1 pseudogene is annotated in these 264 nt (G+C 54.5%); it reads right to left on the reverse strand.

The features are described from left to right. Nucleotides 1–137: pseudogene (locus ACLJXE_RS24365) on the reverse strand (baseplate assembly protein); the annotation flags it as partial. Nucleotides 138–264: the final 127 nt, after the last annotated feature.

Consider the following 264-nt stretch of genomic DNA (forward strand, 5'->3'; position numbering starts at 1 on the left):
AGCGAAAACAGATCACTGCCATAGTCACGGACAAGAACCCGGCTCCCGATGGGCGTGGTCAGTATGTCGCTGACGGACTGGCGCAAATGGGCGACGCCGGACAGGCGTTTTCCGGTCCGGTTGTTTACACCGTTCATGATTAAATTCCGTTGCTGATTCGCCGGATGGCGGAAGGGTTAACCGAAGTAGGACGGGCCTGTTTTGTCCTGCTTTTCTGATTTTTTCGAAGCCGCTGCGGGTTTACGAATGTCCACGACAAGGTTG

This window comes from Citrobacter sp. U14242 (genome assembly GCF_046555775.1).
In the GTDB taxonomy this organism is placed as follows: Bacteria; Pseudomonadota; Gammaproteobacteria; order Enterobacterales; family Enterobacteriaceae; genus Citrobacter.